We start from the raw sequence: 15,668 nt of genomic DNA on the forward strand, positions 1-15,668 counted from the left end.
ATTGCCGAACAAATGGCACAAATTGGCTACCAAACAACTACAACAAAACATTTCACCTGTCTTTGCGAGCGATCCTGTTGATTCGCGAGACCCCTCCATTAATTCTGTTGGAATGGATGAAATGTATGACCAAGGGGTCGCTGTTTGAAAAAGCGTCTGTTTGTCACGGGTCTGACTGGATTCGTAGGACAACACATCCAATCGCGCATGCAGGCTGATGCCTCGGAATGGGCGCTTCTGCCAGTGCCTTGCCAATACGATCTCGGTGTACCGGAGAGCCTCGAAGGCTTGTGGCCGGAAATGCCCGATGCAGTGATTCACCTGGCGGGCCAGACGTTCGTTCCGGAGGCCTTTCGTGATCCGGCGCGCACCCTGAACATCAATCTGCTGGGCACCCTGAACCTGCTGCAAGCCCTCAAGGCGCGCGGCTTCACCGGCACGTTTCTGTACGTCAGCTCCGGTGATGTCTATGGCCAGGTCACTGAAGCCGATTTGCCCATCACTGAATTGCAGCCACCCTGCCCGCGCAACCCATACGCCGTGAGCAAACTGTCGGCAGAGTTCCTGAGCCTGCAATGGGGCCTGAGCGAAGACTGGCCCGTACTGGTCGCCCGCCCGTTCAACCACATCGGAACCGGGCAGAAAGACTGCTTCGTCATCGCCAGCGCCGCACGTCAGATCTGCCGGATCAAGCAAGGCCTGCAAGGGCCACAACTGGAGGTCGGGGACATCGACGTCACGCGCGACTTCCTTGATGTCGGGGACGTGGTCTCGGCCTACCTGGCATTGCTGGAGAAAGGTACGCCGGGGCAGGTCTACAACATTTGCTCGGGACGCGAGCAGAGCATTCGCAGTTTGATCGAACAACTGGTAGATCTTGCCCAGGTCGACCTGCAACTGGTCCAGGACCCTGCGCGACTTCGCCGCGCGGATCAGCATCGTGTGTGTGGCAGCCCTGCCAGGCTGACCCAAACCACCGAATGGAAGTCTGAAATCACAACACAACAATCCCTGCGGGCGATCCTGTCCGACTGGGAGAAGCGAGTACGACAAGAATGACTAAAAGTGCATTGATCACAGGTATCACCGGCCAGGATGGCGCATATCTGGCCAAACTGTTGCTCGACAAGGGCTACAAAGTCCACGGCCTGGTGGCGCGTCGCAGCAGCGACTCACGCTGGCGTCTGCGTGAGATGGGGATCGAGGCGGACATCGTCTACCTGGACGGCGACATGGCCGATGCCTGTTCAGTGCAGCGCGCGGTGATCAAGTCGGCTCCGGACGAGGTCTACAACCTCGCCGCGCAAAGTTTTGTCGCGGCCTCCTGGGATCAACCGGTGACCACTGGCATCGTCGACGGCCTGGGCGTTACCCACCTGCTCGAAGCAATCCGTCAGTTCAGCCCGCATACGCGTTTCTACCAGGCGTCCACCAGCGAAATGTTCGGCCTGATCCAGGCCGAGCAGCAGGACGAGAACACACCCTTCTATCCGCGCAGCCCTTATGGCGTGGCCAAGTTGTACGGCCACTGGATCACCGTGAACTACCGCGAAAGCTTCAACCTGCACGCCAGCAGCGGCATTCTGTTCAACCATGAATCACCGCTGCGCGGCATCGAGTTCGTGACGCGCAAAGTCACCGACGCCGCCGCCCGCATCAAGCAGGGCAAGCAGCAGGAACTGCGTCTGGGCAACATCGACGCCAAGCGCGACTGGGGCTTTGCCGGGGACTACGTCGAAGCCATGTGGCTGATGCTGCAACAGGACAAACCCGACGACTTCGTGGTGGCCACCGGCGTCACCACCACCGTGCGCGAGATGTGCCGGATCGCCTTCGATCATGTGGGCCTGAGCTACCGCGATTACGTGAAGATCGACCCGGCGTTCTTCCGCCCGGCCGAAGTCGAAGTGCTGCTCGGCAACCCGGCCAAGGCCCAGCGTGTGCTCGGCTGGAAACCAAAAGCCGATCTGGATACCTTGATCCGCATGATGATGGATGCGGACATGAAACGCGTCGCCAAGGAGTAGGCCATGCTGATTCCCGTGATTCTTTCCGGCGGTGCCGGGACCAGGTTGTGGCCGGTGTCGCGTGAAGGCCATCCCAAACCGTTCATGGCCTTGCCTGACGGCCAGTCGCTGCTGGGCAAGACCTATCGGCGTGCCGCGGAGTTGCTCGACGGCTGGGGCGATATCGTCACGGTGACCAACCGCGAGTACTACTTCCAGAGCAAGGATCACTTTCGGGACGCGCACCTGGGCCGTCATCGCGGGCACTTCCTGCTGGAGCCGACGGGGCGCAATACGGCACCGGCCATTGCCGCCGCCGCCCTCTCCCTGCAGGCCCTGCATGGTGACGACGCGATCATGCTGGTCATGCCCGCCGACCACCTGATCGTCAATGTCGACGCGCTGAAGGACGCTGTCGAGCATGCCGTGACATTGGCCAGGCGCGGTCACCTGGTGACCTTCGGTGTCGTGCCGACCGCTGCGGAAACCGGTTTTGGCTACATTGAAGCCGGCACATCGCTGGACGATAAAGGCGCTGCCAGCGTGCGGCGCTTCGTCGAAAAACCCGACCTGCAAACCGCGTCGCATTACGTGGAAAGCGGCAACTTCCTGTGGAACTCCGGGATGTTCTGCTTCTCGGTCGCCAGCCTGCTGGCCGAACTGCAAATCCATGCTCCCGCCCTGCTGGAGCAGACGCAGACCTGCATGGCCGCCAGCGCTGCGGTGGAAAACGCGGGGAGCCTGCAACAGGAACTGTCGCTGGCCCTGTTTGGCGAAATCATGGATATTTCCATCGACTACGCGTTGATGGAACGCTCCGACAAGGTGGTCGTCGTGCCGGCCCGTTTCGACTGGAGTGACATCGGTTCCTGGGGTGCGGTGGCCGCGCTGGTACCGGCGGATGCACAAAACAACCGCGCCGTCGGCGAGTCGATTTTCATCGACAGCCACAACAACTTCGTCCAGAGCGAAAACCGTCTGGTCGCGACCGTGGGTGTGGACAACCTGATCATCGTCGACACCGCCGACGCGGTGCTGGTGGCCCACGCCGACCGCGCCCAGGATGTGCGCCGGGTGGCCAGGCAACTCAAGGACAAAGAGCACGAAGCCTATCGCCTGCACCGTACGGTCAGCCGGCCATGGGGCACCTACACCGTGCTGGAGGAAGGCCCGCGCTTCAAGATCAAACGCATCGTGGTCAAGCCCGGCGCCAAGTTGTCGCTGCAGATGCACCACCATCGCAATGAACACTGGGTGGTGGTCGAAGGCATGGCCAAGGTCACCAACAATGGCACCGGCACTCATCTGGTGGCCAAGAACGAGTCGACCTTCATTGCCGCCGGTCACAAGCATCGCCTGGAGAATCCCGGCGTGATAGACCTTGTGATCATCGAAGTGCAAAGCGGCGAATACCTGGGAGAGGACGACATCGTCCGCTTCGAAGATCAATACGGCAGGACGGTTTGAATGCTGCGCAATCTTTATCAATCGCTGTGGAGTTACCGGGGTTTCATCTTCGGCAGTGTCAAACGGGAGTTTCAGGCGCGTTATCGCAACTCGCTGTTCGGTGCCTTGTGGACCGTACTCAATCCGCTGTCGATGATCCTGGTCTACACAGTGATCTTCTCCACCATCATGCGCGCCCGCTTGCCGGGCGTGGATGACGGGCTGGCCTACAGCGTCTACCTGTGCGCCGGCCTGCTGACCTGGGGACTGTTCGCCGAGATCACGACGCGCAGCCAGAGCATGTTCCTGGAAAACGCCAACCTGCTGAAAAAAATCAGCTTCCCGCGCATCTGCCTGCCGGTCATCGTGCTGCTCAATGCCGGGATCAATTTCGCGATCATCCTGGGGTTGTTCCTCGGTTTCCTGCTGATCAGCGGGCGGCTGCCCGGCTTGGCGTTGCTGGCGCTGTTGCCGTTGCTGGTCCTGCAAGTGATCTTCGCCGCGGGGCTGGGGATGATTCTGGGCGTGCTCAATGTGTTCTTTCGCGACGTCGGGCAGTTTTTCGGCATCTGCCTGCAATTCTGGTTCTGGCTGACGCCGATCGTTTATCCGTTGTCGATCCTGCCGCCGGGTATCCAGCACTTTATCGAGCTGAACCCGATGACGGCGCTGATGAACAGCTACCAGAACCTGTTTCTCTACAACCAATGGCCAGACTGGAACTCGCTGGTGCCGTTGCTGGTGATCGGCCTGTTGTTCTGTGGGATGGCGCTGCGGCTGTTCCGCCAGCGTGTCGGTGAAATGGTGGACGAGCTCTGATGGGACATATACGTGTCAGTGGCCTGGGCAAGGCCTACAAGCAGTACCCGAATCGCTGGAGCCGGCTGTTCGAATGGCTGGTACCGTTTTCCCGCACCCGACATCAACTGCACTGGGTGCTGCAAGGGGTCGATTTCGAGATTCAGCCGGGCGAAGCCGTGGGCATCGTCGGGGTCAACGGAGCCGGCAAAAGCACGCTGTTGAAGATGATCACCGGCACCACCCAGCCCACCTGCGGCAACATCCGGCTGCAAGGTCGCGTGGCGGCGCTGCTGGAGCTTGGCATGGGCTTCCACCCGGACTTCACCGGTCGGCAGAACACCTTCATGGCCGGGCAGTTGCTCGGCATGCAGGTAGAAGAAATCGAAGCACTGATGCCGCAGATCGAGAGCTTCGCCGAAATCGGCGAGGCCATCGACCATCCGGTTCGCACCTATTCCAGCGGCATGCAGATGCGCCTGGCGTTCAGCGTGGCCACCGCGCGGCGGCCCGACATCCTGATCGTCGATGAAGCGCTGTCCGTAGGTGACGCCTACTTCCAGCACAAAAGCTTTGATCGCATCCGCAACTTCCGCAAGGCCGGCACCACATTGCTGATCGTGTCCCATGACCGCTCGGCAATCCAGTCGATCTGCGACACCGCCATCCTCCTGGAAAACGGGCGCATGGCCATGCGCGGCAAGCCCGAAGAAGTGATGGACTACTACAACGCCATGCTCGCCCAGCGCGAGGGCCAGACGGTGCGCCAGGAAATGCTCGCCAACGGGCAGGTGCAAACCATTTCCGGGACAGGCGAAGCGGGCATTCTCAGTGTCCGCCTGCTTGACCCCAAGGGCCGTTCGGTGGAGGTGGCTGAAGTCGGTCAAGCGATGGTCCTGGAAGTGCAGGTCGAGGTACGCCAGGACATCGAACGGCTGATTCTCGGTTTCATGATCAAGGATCGCCTCGGGCAGCCCATGTACGGCATCAATACCCACCGGGTCGACAAAGCCCTCACCGACCTGAGTGCCGGCGAACGCATCACCTACCGTTTTGCCTTCGACATGCGCCTGGGCAAGGGCAACTATTCGGTGGCCCTGAGCCTGTCGCGGCTGGATTCGCACCTGGATCGCAATTTCGAATGGCGTGACTACGGGCTGGTCTTCCACGTGATCAACAATCGCCAGGAGGACTTCGTAGGCTGCTCCTGGCTCGAAGCACAGACCAGCGTGACCCGTTCCAGTGAGAGTCGGGTGGAATCCATTGGAGAAATACGATGACCAGACTGTTGGTGGAATGTACCTACGTCTTCGAACACCCGGATGCCAACTCGGGCATTCAACGGGTCGTTCGTAATGTTATTCAGCAATTGCCGGCCGCAGACACCCAGCGTGAATGCATTCCGGTGGTGATGCTCAATGGCGCGTTGTTCGAGGTGAAAAGCCTGGCGCCCTTGCCGACCGTCAAAGTGGACCTGGTGAGCCTGCGGGTGAAGCTGGAACAGTTCGCCAATCTGTACTGGCTGCGCCATCGCGCACTGGAGCGGCGCCGTCCTTTCAGCACATCGAAGTTCGCCCGCCGGGTGCTTTATGTCGGTTGTCGCCTCACCGCGTTCGCCTGCCTGAGCCTGCCGATGCGCCTGCTCGATCGGGCACTCAAGGGCCAGAAGGTTCCCGAGCGCTGCGTGCCGTTGCAGCATCGCGCCGGCGATCAACTGGTGCTGCTGGATTCGTCCTGGCACGCCAACTTCTTCCCCCTGGCCGAGCAACTCAAGCGTGACGGGGTTGGCATCATTTCGGTCGTCTACGACCTGATTCCCCTGACCCACCCGCAGTTCTGCGACGCAGGATTGGTGAAGGTGTTCAACGAATGGTTCGACTGGATCGCCCGCACCGCCGATGGTTACGTGGCGATCTCGACCACCATCCGCGACCAGGTTCGCCAGGAGATGACCCGCAGGATCGGCTCCACGCAGGTGCAGCAACGCTGGTTCGACTACTTTCACCTCGGCTCCGAACTCGACCTGACCGATGCCCGGTCCGCCGTCGACCCGGGGCTGCTGCAGATGTTCAAGACGCCGGACCCTGTGTTTCTGATGGTCAGCACCATCGAGCCGCGCAAGAACCATGCGTATCTGCTGGACGCGTTCGAGCGCGCCTGGGCGGCCGGGTCCAAAGCCCGGTTGTGCATCGTCGGCAAGATTGGCTGGAAGTGCGAGGCGCTGATCGAGCGTATCCGCCAGCATCCACAATTGAACCAGCGCTTGTTCATGCTCAACACACTCTCGGACAAGAGCCTGGAACACGCCTATTGCCACGCGACATCGCTGGTGTTCCCCTCCTACGTCGAAGGGTTCGGTTTGCCGCTGGTGGAAGCCATGCAGCGAGGCCTGCCGGCAATGGCCAGCGACATCCCGGTGTTCCGCGAAATCGGTGGCGGGTACATGGCGTATTTCGACCTCGCCGACCCGCAGAACCTGGCCGACCTGGTCACCGACATGGAAAGCGGCGGCGCATTTCCCGCCCCCCTCAACCTGGATAACTGGCGTTGGCTGAGCTGGCGCGAGGCGAGTGCGCAACTGGTCGGACGCATCCAGCGCAACCTGCACAGCGATGCGAAGGTGCCTGAGAGTCAGCATGCGCATTGCCCTTAACGCCCGCATCCTCCAGGCCCCGCGCACCGGCATCGGCCACTACGTCGCCGAACTGGCGAACGCCCTGGCGGGTGAGCCGGATATTGAACTGGCGCTGTTTCATGGCTGGGGCTGGAGTGCTGTGCTGCCTGAAGCGGCCATGCCCGGTTATTCCCGACTGACACCATTGCTGCGGCAAATTCCGGGGGCCTATCAGGCCCGACGGTGGCTGGAGCAGAAACGCTTCGATCAAGGCCGCGGGCAAGCCATCGACCTTTACCACGAACCAAGTTTGTGGCCGCTGTCGTTCGACGGCCCGACCGTCATCACCCTGCATGACCTGACTCACCTGCACTATCCGCAAACGCAGCCACCGGCGCGCTTGCGAGAAATCGAACGGCGCGTGGCCGACGGCGTGCGACAGGCAAGCCTGATTCTTACCGTCTCGCAATACATTGCTGACGAAGCCCAGGCGCATTTCGGATTACCGGCCGAGCGATTTGTCGTCGCACCGCTGGGTGTAGCCGCGCGTTTTCGCCCGCGGTCCCCTGAGGCTATCGACGCCGTACTCAAGACCCATGGCGTCGTAGCGCGGGAATACTTCCTCTGTGTCGGTACCCTGGAACCGCGCAAGAATCTGTCCCTCGCCCTGCGCGCCCATGCCCGATTGCCGGAATCAGTCCGTCAGCGTTTTCCATTGCTGATCGTCGGCATGGCCGGCTGGCAGCGCGAGCAGTTCAGCGAAGAATTGCACCAGGCCCTGTCCTGCGGTCATGTCTGTTTGCTCGGCTATCTGCCTGACGAGCACGTTGCACAGCTACTGGCCGGTGCCCGGGCATTGATTTTTCCATCGCTTTACGAAGGTTTTGGCCTGCCGGTGCTGGAGGCCATGGCCTGCGGCACACCGGTCATTCTGACCAGACGTTCGGCCATGCCCGAAGTGGCAGGCTCTGCAGGTAACTATGTTGAACCGGATGAAACCGACGGCTTGTGCGATGCAATGAGTCGTCTGATCGAGGATCTAGCGCATTGGCAGGCATGCCGAGAGGCCGGATTGCTACAGGCAAGGCTTTTTACCTGGGAACGCTGCGCGCAAGTCACGGCCAGCGCTTACCGCCAGGCAATGGGAGGTTGAATGCGAGTTCTTCATTTTTTCAAGACGTACCTGCCTGACTCGGTCGGCGGGATCGAACAAGTGATTTTCCAGTTGTGCGAAAGCGGTGCCCTGCACGGCGTTGAAGGCAAGGTGCTGACACTCAGTGCCGATCCGACACCGCCGGTGATGCAGATCGCCCAACATGAAGTCCATCGAGCCAGGCTCGACATTCAGTTCGCCTCCACCGGGTTTTCCTGGAGCGTCTTCAAACAGTTTCGCGAGCTGGCAGCCGAGGCCGACGTGGTCAATTACCACTTTCCATGGCCGTTCATGGACCTGGTACATTTCACCAGCGGCCTGAACAAACCCAGCGTGGTGACGTACCACTCGGACATTATCCGCCAGAAACAGCTGCTCAAACTTTACCGGCCGCTGATGAATCGCTTTCTGCACAGCGCCGACCGGATCGTCGCAGCATCACCCAATTACCTGCACACCAGTGATGTGCTGCAACAGTTTCAGGACAAGACCCGAGTGATTCCCTATGGACTGAACAAGGCAGGTTACCCACAGCCTGACAGTGATCGAACGGCCCACTGGCGACAACAACTCGGCGACAAGTTTTTTCTGTTTGTCGGTGTGATGCGCTACTACAAAGGTTTGCACATCCTGCTCGACGCCCTGAAGGACCTGGATTACCCGACGGTGATTGTCGGTGCCGGCCCACTGGAAGTAGAACTGCATGCCCAGGCGGCTGCCTTGGGTTTACGCAATGTTCACTTCCTCGGGCGTCTGGGGGACGAGGACAAAGTGGCGCTGCTGCAACTGAGCTACGCCATCGTGTTCCCATCGCACCTGCGCTCCGAAGCATTCGGCATTTCGCTGCTGGAAGGCGCGATGTATGGCAAACCGATGATCTCCAGTGAGATTGGCACCGGCACCAGTTACATCAACATCCATAACAAGACCGGACTCGTGGTGCCGCCGAGCAATCCATCGGCGTTTCGTGAGGCGATGCGTACGCTTTGGGAAAACCCGGTGCTGGCGGCGCAAATGGGCGAGAAGGCGCAGGCCCGCTATCAAAATCTGTTCACCGCGGACGAAATGGGTCGCAAATGGGCGTCCTTGTATGAGGAACTGCTGGAAGAAAAAGCCCTCACCTACGCATGAGGCTTCATCCATTCTTCAAGCGTCTTGTGGTTGCCGGCTTTGGATTCGACGGTTGGAGCGTGACGGCCTGCTTGTTTTGACTGGCAGTAAAACGGTTGAGGCGAAGGTTGTTGTTATGGCTCGCCCAACCAGGTGGGCGAGTTTGCAAGGCACAACTTATAGGTGGATTGACGTTACGTTTAATAACCGAGCAATCGGTCGGCACAGTTCAATAACGGTTCGCCGCGACTCAATCGACGAAAGTTCTCCGCCACTTGCTCGGCAATACAGTCATGGGAGGCCGCTGAAGCCATGTGCGGGGTGATGGTGACACCGGGCATTGTCCAGAGCCGGCTATCGACCGGCAGCGGTTCCTGTTCGAAGACATCCAGCAAGGCGCCGCGCAATTGCCCGCTCGCCAAGGCCTGTTCAAGGTCATCGATGTTCAAATGACCGCCCCGGCCACAGTTGACCAGTGCCGCGCCGTTGGCGAGCTGCTCGAAAGTGGCTCGTCCGAGAATCCTGCGGGTTTCGCGGGTGAGGGGCAACAGGTTGATCAGTAACTCGACGCCATCGAGAAACGGATGCAACGCATCAGCCCCGGCGAACGTGCGCACACCCGGCAAGTCCTTGCCGCGCCGTGACCAGCCGCGCACGTCGTAACCTGCCGCGACCAGGTCCAGAGCAATCGCGCTGCCCAGCGATCCGAGCCCCATTACTCCGACCTTGAACTGCTCCGCCGCCCGTTGCAGCGGCCGCTCCCAGCGTTGCTCCCGCTGTTGCGCCAACACCTGATCGAAACCGCGGTGATAGTGAATCACCGCCCAGCGCACGTACTCGGTCATGCCTTGGCGATGGCCCGGGTCGACCACACGGCAAACCGGCAGGTCCGGGCATGACGGATCGTGATCGAGGTGATCGATACCGGCGGCCACCGAGTGAATCACCTGCAGGTTCGGCAACGCGCCGAGACTGCCCGGCAAGGGAAACCAGCACGCCGCCATCTGCGCATTGGCGGCCCGGGGATCATCGGCCAGCACGGCAGTGAGTTGCGGCGCACTGCGGGCAAACGCCGCCTGCAACTGCTTGAGCAGCAAGGTGTCGCGAGACAGCAGAACCACAGTGTTCATGACAGATAGGACTCGCGCTGGGATTCGATCAGGGTCAGGGCGGCCTCCCAGGCCAGGTCGATGATGTTGTCCTGCTCATCACGGTCAAACTGTTCGGCGGTGTGCCCGCACACTTCCGGCGACGGGTAATGCAAAGCGGAACCACCGGCCAGCGCCTGCACCTGGGCCTGACAGGCGCGCTCCAGAAAGTGGATTTCCTGAAACGCCTGGGCCACGCCCGAACCACCCACCAGCAATCCGTGGTTGCGCAGGATCATCGCCCGGTGCGGGCCGAGATCGGCAATCAACCGCTCGCGCTCATCCAGCGACAGCGCGATGCCTTCGTAGGTGTGATAGGCCAGCTTGCCGTAGAACTTTAGCGCGTGCTGAGTGATCGGCAGCAAGCCCTGCTTCTGCGCCGCGACCGCCATGCCGGCCGCCGTGTGGGTGTGGATCACACAGTTCAAGTCCGGACGCGCCATGTGGATCGCCGAGTGAATCACGAAGCCGGCGGCGTTGACCCGATGGCCTGTGTACTCCGGGTCGACCACCCGCCCATCCTGGTCGATGCGCACCAGGTCCGAGGCGCGCATGCGGTCGAAGATCACCCCGTAGCGGTTGATCAGAAAATGATGCTCAGGCCCCGGAATCCGCAGGGTGATGTGGGTGTCGATCAGGTCGGTCATGCGAAAGTGTGCGACCAGTCGATACAGCGCAGCCAGTTCACAACGGGCTTGCCATTCAACCGGGTCGATGTGTGCAGGTTTACTCACGAATACACCTCTTTAGCAGCGTGGGTGACGACCGGGTTGGCGCGCAGGCGGGCCAGGCCGCAAACACCGATCAGGGACAGGGCCGAGAGCAAGGTGAAGAACACCGCCAGCGGCAACCATTGTCCGGAAAACTTGCTGGCCAGCAGGGTGCCGATCAGCGGCGTGGTGCCGCCGGCCACGGCGCAAGCCAATTGGTAGGCGATGGAAATGCCCGAGTAGCGCAGGTGCACCGGGAAGGCCTGGGTCATGTAGCCAGCGATCACCGCGTACAGCGCCGAGAGAATCACCACCGCCAGGGCAATGCCGGCTGTCATGAACACAATGTCCTGCGTGCCTACCAGCAGGAACATCGGATATGGCGTGACCATGCACAGTAGCGCGACCCATTTGAGAAAACGACCTTCGCCGATACGTTCGGCGATCAGCGCCGAGAGCGGTTGCGAGAGCAACTGGATGACGGTCACCAGAAACAGGCAATCGAGAATCGTCGAACGGGCAATGCCCTGGTATTGGGTGACATAGGTGATCATGAAGGTGTTGGTGAAGAAGAACCCGGCCGAGCCGATGGTCACGGCAGCAGCGGCGAACAGGATCTGCCGCCAGCAGGTGCGGATCACCTCCATCACAGGGTATTTGGCGGTCTCGTTGTTGTCCCTGGCCTTGGCGAATTCCGGCGACTCGTGAACGCCGGAGCGGATCAACAGGCCGACCATCATCAACACGCCGCTGGCGAGGAACGGCAGGCGCCAACCCCAGGCGAGGAACTCCTCAGGCTCAAGGGACGTCACCAGTCGGAAAGCGATCAGTGCCAGCAACAATCCGGCCGGGCTGCCCAGTTGCGCGAACGAGGCATAGAAGGTCTTGCGCTTGGCCGGCGCATGCTCGCTGGCCATCAACACCGCCCCACCCCACTCGCCACCGACCGAAATGCCCTGGATCAAACGCAGCACGATCAGGCCAATGGGCGCCCAGATGCCGGCGCTGGCATAGCTCGGCAACAGGCCAATACCCGCGGTGGCGATGCCCATCAAGGCCATGGTCACCAACAGCATCTTCTTGCGCCCGAGACGATCGCCCAGATGACCGAACACCATCCCGGCCATCGGCCGCGCAATAAACCCGACAGCGAAACTGCCGAACGCCGCGAGGGTACTCATGACCGGGTCGCTGCTGGGGAAGAACACTTGCCCAAGGACCAGCGCCGCCGCGGTGGCGTAGATGTAGAAGTCGTAGAACTCGATGGTCGTGCCAATGAAGGCAGCGGCCGCGGCTCGGCGCGGTTGGGGAGTAGTGTGCATGCAAGGACCCTGTGTACTTATAGTTTTTGGGCAGGTGTTAAGGCTGATGACGGTGCACTCTATGGCGCTTGTGGGCTTTATCGCTTCCATGCCAGGATTAGTCAATTTTCAAATCCTTATCTTTACTATTAGCACTGCTACTGCATGAGGTTTTATGCCTTCCATTTCCAACCCGTGGGTCGGCCGGCGCTTTCTCAATGACCGCCTCGACTGGAACCTGCTGCGCACCTATCTGGTCATCGGCCAGGAAGGCAGCATGAGCCGCGCCGCCGCGCGACTGCACATCACCCAGTCGGCAGTCAGCCAGGCGCTGAAACGACTGGAAGAACAACTGGAATGCGTGTTGATTGCCCGCAGTGGGCGACGCTTTGACCTGACGGAAACCGGGGAAGAAGTCCTACGCATAGCGGCGGATATCTATGGGGACATTTCACGCCTGGGGACGGTGGTGGAGAGCCGTCACGACGACGTGGTGGGCAAGATCCGCATCCTCACCGTCAGCGGTGTGCAGGCGCGGCATTACGATGATTTCCTCGCGGATTTCCATGAAACCCATCCGAAAATCGAGCTGGAAGTCGAGGTGATGGGCAGTTCGAACATCATCAGTTCGCTGCTGCAAAAGACTGCGACCATCGGAGTTGGCCTGTGCCGCTTGCCACAGCCGCGGCTGGAACAACGGGTATTGTTTCGAGAGACGTATGCTTACTTTTGTGGCCAGCGTCACCGGCTGTTCGGGCAAGAGAACCTGACCCTGAACCAACTGGCGGCGGAAAATTTTGTCAGCTTCACCAGCGATCAATTGGGCGGCAATCTTTCACCCCTGACGCTGTTCCGCGACCAGCAAGGTTTCACCGGCAAAATCGTCGCCTCTTCCACCAGTTTCGAAGAAATTTACCGCCTGATCTGCGCAGGTTACGGCATCGGCGCCTTGCCCACCCATCTGGTGCGCCGGGATGTCGAGCAAGGTCTGCTCTGGCGCTTGCCACCGGAAGACGGGGTGGTGGATTTCGATATCCAGCTGTTGTGGAATCGCGAACAGAAGATGAGCCAGGCCGAAACGGTGTTCCTAGAGAGCTTCCAGCACATGCTCAGCATCCGTGAGCCTGTGCTGTGAAGCCAGGAAGGGTTCAGACGTGAGGATCGCCCGGTGCCTTGCTCGGCGCTGCGTACTGCGGCTTGAGGTGCCCGTCCTGATCGAGTAGCCAGGCGTCCATGATCTCCCGCACGACCGGGCCGGCGACGCGACCACCGGCCTCGCCGTTTTCGATCATCACCGAAATCACGATCTTCGGGTGCTCGGCCGGGGCGAAACCGACGAACAAGGCATTGTCGCGGTTACGCTCGCGGGTTTTCTCCCGGTTGTAACGTTCGCCCTGCTTGATCGCCACCACTTGCGCAGTACCACTCTTGCCGGCAATACGGTACTGCGCCCCCGCCGCTGCGGCCCGGGCAATCCCGCGGGCATCGTGCATCACCATCTGCATGCCATGGTTGACCTGCTCCCAGTCGCGAGGGTCCTTGAGCAGAATGTTCGGCATCGGATGTTCATCCACCGGCGCGACACCGTCCACGGTTTTCGCCAGGTGCGGGCGATTCCACACGCCTTTGTTGGCAATCAGCGCCGTGGCCTGGGCCAACTGCAGCGGCGTGACCTGCATGTAGCCCTGGCCGATGCCGAGAATGACCGTCTCGCCCGGGAACCAGGCCTGGCGACGGGTGGCACGCTTCCAGGCTTGGGATGGCATCAGGCCGGGGGATTCTTCATTCATGTCCAGGGAGACTTTCTCACCCAGTCCGAACATGGCCATGTAGTCGTGCAGGCGATCGATACCAAGCTTGTGTGCCAGGTCATAGAAGTAGGTGTCGTTGGAACGCATGATCGCCGCATCCATATCCACCCAGCCGTCGCCGCTGTGGTTCCAGTTGCGGTACTTGTGATCGAAATCCGGCAGTTGGTAATAACCGGGGTCGAACACACGGGTCTGTGGCGTGACGACACCGGCATCGAGGCCGGCGATTGCCACTTCCGGCTTGATGGTCGAACCCGGCGCATAGAGACCGCGCAGCACACGGTTGAACAGCGGTCGGTCGATGGAGTCCCGTAGCGTCGAGTACTCCTTGGAGCTGATACCGGTGACGAACAGATTCGGATCGAAACTCGGGTTGCTGACCATGGCCAGCACTTCACCGGTCGACGGATCCAGCGCGACCACCGAACCACGGCGATCACCCAGGGCTTGTTCGGCGGCTTCCTGAAGCTTGACGTCGAGGCTCAGGACAATGTTTTCGCCGGGCACCGGGTCAGTGTGCTTGAGCACTCGCAGCACGCGGCCCTGGGCATTGGTTTCGACTTCCTCATAACCGACATGACCGTGCAGTTGCGTCTCGTAGAATTTTTCGATCCCGGTCTTGCCGATGGATTGGGTACCTCGGTACTCGACCGTATCCAGAGCCTTTGACTCTTTCTCGTTGATACGTCCGACGTAGCCGACCGAATGAGCGAAGTGCTCGCCCAACGGATAGTGTCGAACGAACTGCGGCTCTACATCAAGGCCCGGCAGGCGGAACTCGTTGACGGCGAGTACGGCAATTTGCTCTTCGCTCAGCTCATAGAACAACGTCACGGGGACGAACGGATGACGTGCCTGCTTCATCGCCTTGTCGAACTGCGAACGGTCTTCAGCAGGCAAGTGCAGGAGATTGACTACCTCGTCCAACTCTTCGTTTATATCGGAAGCACGTTCGCGAGTGATGGTCAGGTTGTAGCTGGGACGGTTGTCTGCGAGAAGTACGCCGTTGCGGTCATAGATCAACCCGCGGGTCGGTGTAATCGGCAGGACATGTACGCGATTGTTTTCGGAGATGGTCGAGTGATAGTCGAACTCGACTACTTGCAGGACATACATGCGCACTACCAGCGCACAGGTGACAGCGGCAACGAACAAGCCGCAGGCCATCAGCCTTTTATTGACCAGCCGTGTCTCTTTCTCGTGGTCCTTGATGGGTATCGGTTCGGGCATTTCTACAGCAACTCTTTGACTATGAAGGACGCGCCGATCCGTAGGCTTGAAATCAGTCCGTTAAAAAACGAGCTGCACCATAGCAAAAACCGTGCGGTCACTTTAGCCCGATTTCCTCTAAGGACGTCCTTTTGAGAACCAAAACGAGACACGAGCTGTTGCTGTACGAACTTTCCTGCGGAAAAAAACAAAACCCCTACCTGCATACGCAGATAGGGGTTTCGGAATTTAATCTTGACGATGACCTACTCTCACATGGGGAAACCCCACACTACCATCGGCGATGCATCGTTTCACTGCTGAGTTCGGGATGGGATCAGGTGGTTCCAACGCTCTATGGT

Annotated in this window: 13 protein-coding genes and 1 rRNA gene; 9 read left to right on the top strand and 5 right to left on the bottom strand. The window is 60.2% G+C overall.

All coding sequences use genetic code 11. The annotated features are described in order from the left end of the window. The first annotated feature begins 144 nt into the window (after positions 1–144). The 8 genes from AC1DVE_RS19045 to AC1DVE_RS19080 are packed head-to-tail and all read left to right on the top strand — an operon-like array spanning position 145 to position 9,148. Complete coding sequence (locus AC1DVE_RS19045; RefSeq protein WP_223454633.1) at positions 145–1,059, top strand: GDP-mannose 4,6-dehydratase; 915 nt, start codon at positions 145–147, stop codon at positions 1,057–1,059. Next, entirely contained in the window at positions 1,056–2,027 is a 972-nt protein-coding gene (gene gmd / locus AC1DVE_RS19050) for a GDP-mannose 4,6-dehydratase (RefSeq protein WP_223454635.1), read from the top strand. The genes AC1DVE_RS19045 and gmd overlap by 4 nt, the downstream gene beginning before the upstream one ends. A gap of 3 nt (positions 2,028–2,030) precedes the next feature. Next, positions 2,031–3,473, top strand: a complete 1,443-nt coding sequence (locus AC1DVE_RS19055) for a mannose-1-phosphate guanylyltransferase/mannose-6-phosphate isomerase (RefSeq protein WP_477784127.1) — start codon at positions 2,031–2,033, stop codon at positions 3,471–3,473. Continuing rightward, positions 3,474–4,271: an ABC transporter permease gene (locus tag AC1DVE_RS19060; RefSeq protein WP_477784128.1), complete on the top strand. Its 798-nt coding sequence runs from the start codon at positions 3,474–3,476 to the stop codon at positions 4,269–4,271. Then, positions 4,271–5,530, top strand: coding sequence for an ABC transporter ATP-binding protein (locus AC1DVE_RS19065; RefSeq protein ID WP_223454641.1), 1,260 nt, complete (start codon positions 4,271–4,273; stop codon positions 5,528–5,530). The genes AC1DVE_RS19060 and AC1DVE_RS19065 overlap by 1 nt, the downstream gene beginning before the upstream one ends. Continuing rightward, positions 5,527–6,903 (top strand): glycosyltransferase family 4 protein, encoded by a 1,377-nt coding sequence (locus AC1DVE_RS19070; RefSeq protein ID WP_223531941.1) that lies wholly within the window; start codon positions 5,527–5,529, stop codon positions 6,901–6,903. Before AC1DVE_RS19065 ends, AC1DVE_RS19070 begins: the two co-directional genes overlap by 4 nt. Further along, positions 6,887–8,017 (top strand): glycosyltransferase family 4 protein, encoded by a 1,131-nt coding sequence (locus AC1DVE_RS19075; protein ID WP_223454645.1) that lies wholly within the window; start codon positions 6,887–6,889, stop codon positions 8,015–8,017. The genes AC1DVE_RS19070 and AC1DVE_RS19075 overlap by 17 nt, the downstream gene beginning before the upstream one ends. Further along, complete coding sequence (locus tag AC1DVE_RS19080; RefSeq protein WP_477784129.1) at positions 8,018–9,148, top strand: glycosyltransferase family 4 protein; 1,131 nt, start codon at positions 8,018–8,020, stop codon at positions 9,146–9,148. It begins immediately after the preceding gene. 179 nt (positions 9,149–9,327) lie between these two features. Here the strand turns inward: AC1DVE_RS19080 and AC1DVE_RS19085 are convergent, their stop codons facing one another. From AC1DVE_RS19085 to AC1DVE_RS19095, 3 genes are read right to left on the bottom strand one after another with little or no spacing between them, the layout of a single operon-like run. Continuing rightward, the gene (locus tag AC1DVE_RS19085; protein WP_223543108.1) at positions 9,328–10,257 is read right to left on the bottom strand and encodes a 2-hydroxyacid dehydrogenase; all 930 of its coding nucleotides are present in this window, start codon (positions 10,255–10,257) and stop codon (positions 9,328–9,330) included. After that, a complete protein-coding gene (locus AC1DVE_RS19090; protein ID WP_477784130.1) occupies positions 10,254–11,009 on the bottom strand; it encodes a class II aldolase/adducin family protein in 756 nt (251 codons plus the stop codon). The genes AC1DVE_RS19085 and AC1DVE_RS19090 overlap by 4 nt, the downstream gene beginning before the upstream one ends. Continuing rightward, positions 11,006–12,307, bottom strand: coding sequence for an MFS transporter (locus tag AC1DVE_RS19095; RefSeq protein ID WP_223543110.1), 1,302 nt, complete (start codon positions 12,305–12,307; stop codon positions 11,006–11,008). Before AC1DVE_RS19095 ends, AC1DVE_RS19090 begins: the two co-directional genes overlap by 4 nt. A 154-nt stretch (positions 12,308–12,461) precedes the next feature. Between AC1DVE_RS19095 and AC1DVE_RS19100 the strand changes: the two genes are divergently transcribed. Beyond that, positions 12,462–13,421, top strand: a complete 960-nt coding sequence (locus AC1DVE_RS19100) for a LysR family transcriptional regulator (RefSeq protein ID WP_223543111.1) — start codon at positions 12,462–12,464, stop codon at positions 13,419–13,421. A 13-nt stretch (positions 13,422–13,434) separates the two neighbouring features. Here the strand turns inward: AC1DVE_RS19100 and mrdA are convergent, their stop codons facing one another. Together mrdA and rrf are read right to left on the bottom strand one after the other, a co-directional pair. Next, entirely contained in the window at positions 13,435–15,327 is a 1,893-nt protein-coding gene (mrdA, locus tag AC1DVE_RS19105; RefSeq protein WP_223454655.1) for a penicillin-binding protein 2, read from the bottom strand. Between the two features lie 232 nt (positions 15,328–15,559). Next, positions 15,560–15,668 (bottom strand): 5S ribosomal RNA (rrf, locus tag AC1DVE_RS19110); the annotation flags it as partial.

It is taken from the genome of Pseudomonas sp. P4_B4 (genome assembly GCF_056402255.1).

What these genes read in the sequence shown, in the direction of transcription:
- gmd (WP_223454635.1), top strand. Translation starts at nt 1,056, where the DNA reads ATGACTAAAAGTGCATTGATCACAGGTATCACCGGCCAGGATGGCGCA.
- AC1DVE_RS19055 (WP_477784127.1), top strand. Translation starts at nt 2,031, where the DNA reads ATGCTGATTCCCGTGATTCTTTCCGGCGGTGCCGGGACCAGGTTGTGG.
- AC1DVE_RS19060 (WP_477784128.1), top strand. Translation starts at nt 3,474, where the DNA reads ATGCTGCGCAATCTTTATCAATCGCTGTGGAGTTACCGGGGTTTCATC.
- AC1DVE_RS19065 (WP_223454641.1), top strand. Translation starts at nt 4,271, where the DNA reads ATGGGACATATACGTGTCAGTGGCCTGGGCAAGGCCTACAAGCAGTAC.
- AC1DVE_RS19070 (WP_223531941.1), top strand. Translation starts at nt 5,527, where the DNA reads ATGACCAGACTGTTGGTGGAATGTACCTACGTCTTCGAACACCCGGAT.
- AC1DVE_RS19075 (WP_223454645.1), top strand. Translation starts at nt 6,887, where the DNA reads ATGCGCATTGCCCTTAACGCCCGCATCCTCCAGGCCCCGCGCACCGGC.
- AC1DVE_RS19080 (WP_477784129.1), top strand. Translation starts at nt 8,018, where the DNA reads ATGCGAGTTCTTCATTTTTTCAAGACGTACCTGCCTGACTCGGTCGGC.
- AC1DVE_RS19085 (WP_223543108.1), bottom strand. Translation starts at nt 10,257, where the DNA reads ATGAACACTGTGGTTCTGCTGTCTCGCGACACCTTGCTGCTCAAGCAG.
- AC1DVE_RS19095 (WP_223543110.1), bottom strand. Translation starts at nt 12,307, where the DNA reads ATGCACACTACTCCCCAACCGCGCCGAGCCGCGGCCGCTGCCTTCATT.
- AC1DVE_RS19100 (WP_223543111.1), top strand. Translation starts at nt 12,462, where the DNA reads ATGCCTTCCATTTCCAACCCGTGGGTCGGCCGGCGCTTTCTCAATGAC.
- mrdA (WP_223454655.1), bottom strand. Translation starts at nt 15,327, where the DNA reads ATGCCCGAACCGATACCCATCAAGGACCACGAGAAAGAGACACGGCTG.